Below are 8,551 nucleotides of genomic sequence, written 5' to 3' on the forward strand. Positions count from 1 at the left end.
TGCCGTTGATGCCGTTGATGCCGTTGATGCCGTTGATGCCGTTGATGCCGTTGATGCCGTTGATGCCGTTGATGCCGTTGATGCCGTTGATAGCTTAACAGACCAAACAAGCGATCAGGGTAGATAAAAAATTAATGAATAGCAAGAGAGGGAGCGCAAGGTATATCGTTTGAAGCTGATTAAAAGGCTTGCCATTCCCCCCCTCAAACAATCTTATCACTTACTACTTGTATTAAATAACGAAGATAACTTTACTCTTAGTAAAATTATCTTCGTAAATTTAGCCACAAAATATAAATAAGTTACAGCTCCAAAGCCAGTTCAGGTGCGTCACCCCCTTCTGCAGGCTCAATCTTAGGCATATATTTTTCTCGAACCTTGCCCTCAATATCTTCAGCGATTTCGGGGTTCTCTTTCAAGAAGTTGGCAGCATTAGCCTTACCCTGCCCGATCTTGTCGCCGTTGTAGCTGTACCATGCGCCAGCCTTATCTACCAAGCCTTCCTTAACACCGAGATCTATGATTTCCCCCATGCGGTATATACCCTTGCCGTAAAGGATCTGGAACTCTGCCTGTTTGAATGGTGGTGAAACCTTGTTTTTTACAACCTTAACTCGCGTTTCGTTACCAATAATTTCGTCGCCCTGTTTTACCGCGCCGGTACGACGAATATCCAAACGTACCGATGAATAGAATTTTAAGGCGTTACCACCGGTTGTTGTCTCAGGGTTGCCAAACATTACGCCGATCTTCATACGAATTTGGTTGATGAAAATACACAAGCAATTAGCATTTTTAATATTACCCGTAATCTTACGAAGTGCCTGCGACATAAGTCTCGCCTGCAAGCCCATATGACTATCACCCATATCCCCTTCGATTTCAGCTTTTGGCGTTAAGGCAGCAACTGAGTCAATAATTAATACATCAACAGCACCTGAGCGTACAAGCATATCGGCGATCTCTAATGCCTGCTCTCCGGTATCTGGCTGAGAAACCAAAAGCTCATCAACGTTGACGCCTAACTTCTCTGCGTAAATTGGATCCAAAGCATGTTCAGCATCAACAAACGCACAGGTTTTACCTTGCTTTTGCGCCTCTGCAATAACCTGCAATGTAAGTGTTGTTTTACCAGAACTTTCGGGGCCATAAATTTCAACAATACGACCATAAGGAAGACCACCAATTCCCAAAGCAATATCCAGGCCTAGAGAGCCAGTTGATACAGAGGGGATCGCCTCTCTGGGCTGGTCGCCCATCTTCATTATTGCACCCTTACCAAACTGACGCTCTATCTGAGAAAGTGCAGCACCTAAAGCTTTCTTTTTGTTGTCTTCCATTTAAATATCCCCTAACTAATAACTCTTTGCAGGCCATAACTAAATATTACGACCAGTAATTTATACTGTATACATAATCAGTATTATGTGCAGTTAAATACTAACTGTCCAATATTTTTTTCATTATTTTTCGTTCGTCCAAACGCGAGCGTTGGCCAAGGTGACTTACTACTGTTTTAGGTCTATAGTTTTATTATTAGTACCTTTAACCGCCTTGGATTGCAAAATACATGCTTGACCCGTTGAAACATTACATCCAGTTCTTTTGGCCTAAGCCCCACTCAATAAGCAAAGAGCTTCAGGTTCGCTATCGCTTATTACTTTACTTCCAGTTCTTTACCAACCTGGTAATGATTTACAGCATTATTAAATGGACTAAGGCCGACTATACCGCGCTTGTAGTATCATCTTCGATTGGGCTTCTCATGTCGCTTATTTCAAGCACCCTTGTGAGACTCAAGTGCTCTCCAAACGTAGTTGCTAACATGCTAATGGTTGGGGCCTTCCCTCATGGCTTCAATATGATCTACAGCCTTGGCGGCTTACATTCTTCACATATATTTTGGATTCCGACCCTGGTTTGTATTGCCTATCTATTAGCCAACAGAAAGTCTGGACTATTTTGGTTTTGCACCTCATTCACTAGCATTGGCTTATTGGTGTACTTCGATCGCAGCGGTGTGGTATGGGACAACTATCCTTTCAGTGAAAGCCAGAAGCTTATAGACACCTATTCCGGCTACTTATTGCCAATGATCATTATATGGCTTGGCCAGAGCTATGCTTTTCGCATAAGGCAAGAATCACTAGCTGAAGCAATCCAAGCAAATGAAGAGACAAGTAGTCTGGTAATTTCGGCCGAAAAGAACTCACAGCGCTTAGGAGAGATTCTGAATGAAGCCAAGTCGACATGCCATACCCTATCCACCTCATCAAGATCCTTGCTAGAAAACATCAAAAAAATGAACAGTGATAGCCAGTCAATTGAAAACGGCGCACATTCTCAACTCGAGGCTTCTGAGCAGATTGATGCAACAGTTAGCGAAACGCAAACAACGCTTAGCGAGACATCTTCTCTTGTGAGAGAAATTGAAACTGTGACAAGAACTACACAAGCAAATGTCACATCTACCGCAGACTCCATGAAGAAAACAACAGAAAGCATGGATAAGATCAAACAAAGCTTCTCAAAAATTGAAGATGTTATTCAGGTCATTTCCGGTATCGTTAGCCAAACGAACTTACTTGCATTAAACGCAACAATCGAAGCTGCACGTGCTGGTGACAGGGGGCGTGGCTTTGCCGTCGTTGCTGACGAAATCAGAAGCTTATCAATTCGCTGTGATGAGTCTGCCCAAGAAATTACCGATGTAATAAAACAAGGGTCAGTAGACGTTGATAAGGGCGTCGAGATAGTACTTCACTCAGAAGCAGTACTGGAGAATACATCGGCCTCGGTTATTGAAGTTTCAGAACAAATTGAAAAAGTATCCAAGGTAATCAATAAACTGCAAGACAACATGACACAAGTCAGTGCTGCCTCGCAGAATGTTGGCGAGGTAAATAACAATAACGCTTACGCTGTTATACACCTACTGGAGTCAATTCAAAACCTGAGCACAATGACGACAAAGCTTAGCGACGTTTCAGAGAAGCTAGCAAACGTCGTGAATAAATAGCTAGCAGGTCACTTTCCTTACTAAAGCCCGACTAATCATTCTGACCTTCATGTTGAGGGGCAAACGCTTAAGGTTTGTTCCCACAATACCCTTCGTAAATCGGGTCTGTTTACTGTAATCAATATTTACATCTAACACGACTGGCTGACCCGCTTTGCTGATTCTCCAAGCTTCATCCAACATTTCATCTATATCGGAATTCTCATCGATCCGGACATAAGCTGCGCCAGTAGCCATCGCTACACCCTGCATTCTCGTATCCGCAAGAACCGAACAAGTTTTCCTGTTATACGGCACCTCTTGAGCTTGTGATATTTGGGATAACTCGCCATCATTAAATATGGTAAAAATTGCACCCAAGCCATTCTTGCTTGCCGTTGTAATTTCCATGCACGTCATCAAAAATGCACCATCACCAATAATACTGACAACGTCTTTTTCAGGATTAAGAAGCTTTGTTCCGATAGTCGCAGGGACAGCATAACCCATGCAATTGAAGTCGGTAGGCGAAATCATGGTTCTCGCTGTATGAATAGGCATAAGTTCTGCCGTTAAGAAGGTATGGTTACCGTCATCAACCACTACATAACCGTCATCAGGCAGCCTTTTCCTTAAGGCATCAAAGAATAAAGCTGGATTAACACGAGAACCACTATCGTGCTTATACCACTCTTGTTTATACGAAGCCTTTTGCTCTGAGATGAGCTGACTCACTTCCTTATAACGCGCATCAAAACAGATATTATTCTCATGTATTTTAGCTTTGAGCTTACGTAATAACGCGGGCAAGACCTCATTTGCATCTCCCTGGATCGCTACTTTCGCTGGGTAGTTTGTATTGAGAACTTTAGGGTTAATGTCAATATGAATCAAAGATTCAGGAACCGTAACGCCAAAGCTACCTGTACCAATTTCTCCAAAACGAGTCCCTACCGCAAGCAAAGCGTCGCAATCTTCAAATGCTTTCGTTGCGGCAGGCACTGCTGCAGCCCCAAAACTCATTCCCGTATGCATAGGATCATTTGCCGGAAAGGAGCTTAAGCCTTGCAAGGTAGTAGATGCCGGTGCGCCAAGCAAGCTAGCGACTTGCGTAGCAACATCAGAAACGTCCACCGCTCCCCAGCCCAAAAACAATCCGGGCTTATTAGCCTTAATTAAGATATCGACCGCTTCATCTAGCTGCTGTTCAAAATGACCAGACTCGACAAGCGCCTTTTCACTTAAAAATTCGGCATACGTTATTTGTCGTTCAACCTCCGCCGTATAAAGCTGTATATTCACTGGTATCTCAACAAATACTGGCCCTGGTTCGCCACTCGTCGCAATTTCGTAGGCTTTATATAGCGTTCTAATAATATCTTTCTGGTGAGCTACCTTAAATGTTGCCTTGGTAATTGGCGCTAGCATCGCATGCTGATCCATATCGTGAAGCTGGTATTCAAAGTCTGAATCGCTCCGCACACCACCCGACAACACCAGCATTGGAATACCGTCAAGAAATGCTTCGCCAATACCACTAGCTGCATGCGTAGCGCCTGCCGCAGGAACGATAAGCATTGCACCAACCGTATCACTGGTTCTACTAACAGCATCTGCCATGAACGCGCCACAGCCTTCATGAGTAACGAGCATAGGCTGAATGGTGGCCGACTTATTTAACTCATCATAGATCTCGGTATTGTGAACACCCGGTATACCAAATGTATGTGAAATCCCAAGTTGCTCGAGTGCATACCTAACTAGCCAAGCGCCTGTTTTCTTCATGTATCACCTTTAAGATTCTTTTTTCTATATAAATTTATTACAGGGAAAATGTATTACATCTGCCCTTAGTATTAGTTGATTGCGTCAATTGCGCTACGCGCCGTCAGTACACAGCCGGATAAGAACGTGCCCTCTAGAGACTTAAATCCGCTGGCACCGCCACCGCCAAAACCCGCTGCTTCACCAATCGCGTACAAGCCTGGAATTGCTGCACCCTCTGAGCTCAAGACCTGGCTTTGCAAATTAGTCTGTATGCCACCAAGGCTTTTTCTGGAAATGAGTCTGAGCTTAATCGCGATTAACGGACCGGATTTGTCACTTACAATGGGGGCAGGTTTACACGTTCTGACTTTGTCGGATCGCCATGCCCTGGCTTGCTGAATACGCCTAACCTGGTCATCGTTCCATAAAGCCGGCCCTCGTGATAGCATTTGGTCATAATCACTAACAGCAGCTTTAACATTGTCACAGCTCAAAACTTTTTCATCATCAAGAGCCTTCATCTGGGTAAGGAGTTCATCCATATTCTGTGCAACGATAAAGTGGTCACTTTCAGTAGAGATTTTCTCAATTAGCGTGTGATTTCCTAGCAATATTTCCTTTAAAAAGCTAAGTAACTTTCTGTCTCGAATCGAGGGGTTATGCTCCGAACCGGAGATTGCGAATTCTTTTGCAGCGATACCCCAGTTCAAAACCTGCCAGGTATAAGGTTCTTCTAGCTGGGCAACGCGACGACATAACTCATTTGTGTCAAAACCAGTAACGAGTGGATCAGGGCCAATACGATTGCCTTTAGCGTCAAGCCACAAAGCAGATTTACATGGGATCAAGCTTAAGCCATGGCCTTCAAATTGTGGCTGAGGATGCGGAATACCTGCCGCATAATTCCACATTTTATCAAGATGCGTAACACTCCCCCCCAAATTTGAAACGAGCTCATGCAATGCGCCATCGGCATAAGGGTGAGATCCGTTTAGGATTTCTTTCGGTGGCAAGCCCCAAGGTTTGTACCAATGCTCCCTAACCTTGTCGATACTGCCGTTAATCCCGCCACATGCAGCAATAGTATGCTCAGCCTCAAACTCTACTACCTTTTTAGTCTCTTCACTTTCACTTCGACAGCCCACTACGCGGCCATTTTCAGATACCAACTGAACTACACGATGTCGATAAAAGAACTGAAGACTATCACGGTTAGAATGCTTAGCCAGTTTTTCTAGAAACAATTCAACCAAGCGGTGACCAGTGCCCCAAATTACGTGATACCGGGGAACGCTATTACCATCGCCATTTAGCCCACGTTCTACCCAGTTTACGGCCGGAAAGAACTTTAAGCCTTTGTCACATAGCCAATGAAATACGCGCTCTGCGGAATTCTGCACGTAGTATTCAGCCCAACGTTTAGGCCATTCATCCTGTTCACTGAACTGAGCGAATGAATGCCAATCTTTTAAGGCAAGTTCAGGAGAATCTTTTATGCCCATACGTTCCTGAAGTGGTGTCCCCACCAAGGCCATACCACCAAACGCCAACTTTGCCAGGCCACCGGAATTACCTTCAATATCTCGATCAACCAACGAGACACTTAGACCTTTTTCCAAGCATTCATGCGCCGCAATTAAACCCGCAATTCCAGCACCAACAATAAGTACATCACTTTTAATAGCTGCCATCTTTCTTGCCTTGTTACCAAATCAATAAACTAAACAAAGTTTGCCAAAGCTCTTTACTTAAGAGGATAGTAAAATTAGCCTAATGGCCTTAGATTGAGACATAGAAGAAATAAAACCATTCTAACAATAATAGCCCTTTACCTGGATTCCACTAGGCATGAGTGAAACCGAAGCATTTATTAGTCACCTATATCGAGCAACCAAGCGCGTTGATATTGAGTATTATCGCCAGTGGGCCCTAAACGAATTACAGTCATTTCTTGATATCGACGCTGCGATCTGGAGCACCGGACATTTAAGTACGCGCACTTTTCACACACACACAACACTTAATCTACCAACTAGTTTTCCAGACACCTTAATAGAACACATTAAAATAAATCCAATCAGCAATAGCTTGTTTGCTCATGCTGGTGAAGCTGTAGATATGGCTGATGTAATTAACGACAGTGACTTTTATCGTTCTGAAATCTATCACTCGGTTTTTGAGCCGCATGGAATAAAACGTATTTTAAGTTCACTACACATAGCTTCAAGAAGCGGTATCTATACCCTTCTCTCTGTGTACCGCACTGACAAAGATAGAAAGTTCTCAGATAACGAAAAGAAAAGACATCAACGAGTATTATTTCATCTTATACAAGCTGCCTCTCATGCTTGCATGCTAAGCATGGAAGATAGGTCGGAGGGCGAGGAGCAGTACTACGCGATATGCGACCGTCACGGCATTTACCATGAGGTCGAAACAGAGTTTCTCGACATAGTCGAGCTTTGCTTTAAAGGAAGTAAGGAATTAAATACGCAAAAGCAAATCCTTCCCTTAAAACTCCCTTTGAATGAACAACAGAGAGAAAAACAGAACTACATCTTTAGCTCTCAGCAGCTGGGAGATCTCTTCCGAATAGGCGTTCGCCAAAGAAATAAACTCGACCAGCTAACCCAAAGGGAGCTAGATGTCGTAAAAGGCGTGACCAAGGGTTTAAGCTTTAAATTAATCGCAAAACAACTCGGCCTGAGCCCATCAACAATATCAAACCATCTATATCGTATTTATCATAAGTTAAATATTAATAGCCGTGAGCAGCTTGCTCAACTCATGGGAGACATAGAGCTAAAATAATTGCTGGTTGATGTAAGTCATTACATAGCAAACGCGCTCATGCCAAACTAGACTAAAGCTACAATAAAGGAGAATCACCAATGAGCCTATATAATAGTATACTCGTCGCTTTAGAGTGCGGCAAAGACGCGCAACAAGTGCTCAACAAAGCATCTGCACTGGCTGAACAAAATCCTTCAGCCAAAATTCATTTAGTTCACGTTGTACTCGACCTGATTGTGGCTGACTGGGCAGGCAGTCCAGGCCAGATACCGCCTCCATTAGATCAAGAAGCTCTCGCACAGTCGGGTGCAGACTACCTTCGCCCCTTCATTGAAGAGGCAGGGCTGGATCCAAATAATCTAATTATGTGCTTTGGGCCACCGGCTCAACAAATCCTTAAACAGGCAGATAACCTAAATGCAGATGTCATTGTTGCAGGTAGTCATAGTCGCCACGGGTTTGAAGTACTGCTAGGCTCTACAGCTCATAAGATTTTGAACCTCGCTGAATGTGATGTACTGCTAGTGCGCTGCCCCAAGAGCTAAATAATCGAAGATGTTGATAGCAGCATCCCAATTTTGGAATGCTGTTTCTCATCCTAGCCTTTGTGACTACCAGTCATTTTATGGCAAAGTAAGCCCTCCTTAATAAATATAAAAATGAGGAATACAATGTCATCAGCCGCGATAACCTATACAGAAACAAACCAAGCAATACCCCAAGAACGTGGACAAGTGATTCTAGGATGCCTTAACGAGTTTGCTCGAGACCCCTTGGCCTTCTTCCACCGTTTAATGTCTACCTACCCGGACATAGTGGAATTCCACATCCCTTTTAACAATATGGCGCTTGTCACAAGTGGTGACTTAAGCCACCAAATTCTTGTAAGCCAAGCAAAAAAATTTAGAAAGTCAGACCGAGACGTTGCTGTCATGGGAACCGTTTTGGGAAAGGGGCTGATAACAAACAATGACCTTGCTAATCATAAGACTC

General features: G+C 43.7%; 7 protein-coding genes. 4 read left to right on the top strand and 3 right to left on the bottom strand.

The annotated features are described in order from the left end of the window. Positions 1–302 precede the first annotated feature (302 nt). Positions 303–1,340 (bottom strand): recombinase RecA, encoded by a 1,038-nt coding sequence (gene recA / locus A3763_RS08165; protein ID WP_068510971.1) that lies wholly within the window; start codon positions 1,338–1,340, stop codon positions 303–305. A 230-nt stretch (positions 1,341–1,570) separates the two neighbouring features. Here recA and A3763_RS08170 point away from each other — a divergent pair, with 230 nt between their 5' ends. Continuing rightward, entirely contained in the window at positions 1,571–3,019 is a 1,449-nt protein-coding gene (locus tag A3763_RS08170; RefSeq protein WP_068633121.1) for a methyl-accepting chemotaxis protein, read from the top strand. On the opposite strand, the gene A3763_RS08175 is transcribed toward A3763_RS08170, so the two are convergent. Continuing rightward, entirely contained in the window at positions 3,020–4,783 is a 1,764-nt protein-coding gene (locus A3763_RS08175; RefSeq protein WP_068508453.1) for a thiamine pyrophosphate-binding protein, read from the bottom strand. Between the two features lie 71 nt (positions 4,784–4,854). Continuing rightward, the gene (locus A3763_RS08180; RefSeq protein ID WP_068633123.1) at positions 4,855–6,456 is read right to left on the bottom strand and encodes an FAD-binding dehydrogenase; all 1,602 of its coding nucleotides are present in this window, start codon (positions 6,454–6,456) and stop codon (positions 4,855–4,857) included. Between the two features lie 157 nt (positions 6,457–6,613). On the opposite strand from A3763_RS08180, the gene A3763_RS08185 reads away from it, so the two are divergent. The 3 genes from A3763_RS08185 to A3763_RS08195 form a co-directional block, all read left to right on the top strand. After that, a complete protein-coding gene (locus A3763_RS08185) occupies positions 6,614–7,576 on the top strand; it encodes a LuxR C-terminal-related transcriptional regulator (RefSeq protein WP_068508456.1) in 963 nt (320 codons plus the stop codon). 80 nt (positions 7,577–7,656) lie between these two features. Continuing rightward, positions 7,657–8,103, top strand: coding sequence for a universal stress protein (locus A3763_RS08190; protein ID WP_068633125.1), 447 nt, complete (start codon positions 7,657–7,659; stop codon positions 8,101–8,103). A gap of 126 nt (positions 8,104–8,229) precedes the next feature. Beyond that, the coding region (locus A3763_RS08195) for a hypothetical protein (RefSeq protein ID WP_197482848.1) at positions 8,230–8,551 on the top strand (322 nt) is incomplete at its 3' end.

The organism is Oleiphilus sp. HI0128 (assembly GCF_001635365.1).

What these genes read in the sequence shown, in the direction of transcription:
- recA (WP_068510971.1), bottom strand. Translation starts at nt 1,340, where the DNA reads ATGGAAGACAACAAAAAGAAAGCTTTAGGTGCTGCACTTTCTCAGATA.
- A3763_RS08170 (WP_068633121.1), top strand. Translation starts at nt 1,571, where the DNA reads ATGCTTGACCCGTTGAAACATTACATCCAGTTCTTTTGGCCTAAGCCC.
- A3763_RS08175 (WP_068508453.1), bottom strand. Translation starts at nt 4,783, where the DNA reads ATGAAGAAAACAGGCGCTTGGCTAGTTAGGTATGCACTCGAGCAACTT.
- A3763_RS08180 (WP_068633123.1), bottom strand. Translation starts at nt 6,456, where the DNA reads ATGGCAGCTATTAAAAGTGATGTACTTATTGTTGGTGCTGGAATTGCG.
- A3763_RS08185 (WP_068508456.1), top strand. Translation starts at nt 6,614, where the DNA reads ATGAGTGAAACCGAAGCATTTATTAGTCACCTATATCGAGCAACCAAG.
- A3763_RS08190 (WP_068633125.1), top strand. Translation starts at nt 7,657, where the DNA reads ATGAGCCTATATAATAGTATACTCGTCGCTTTAGAGTGCGGCAAAGAC.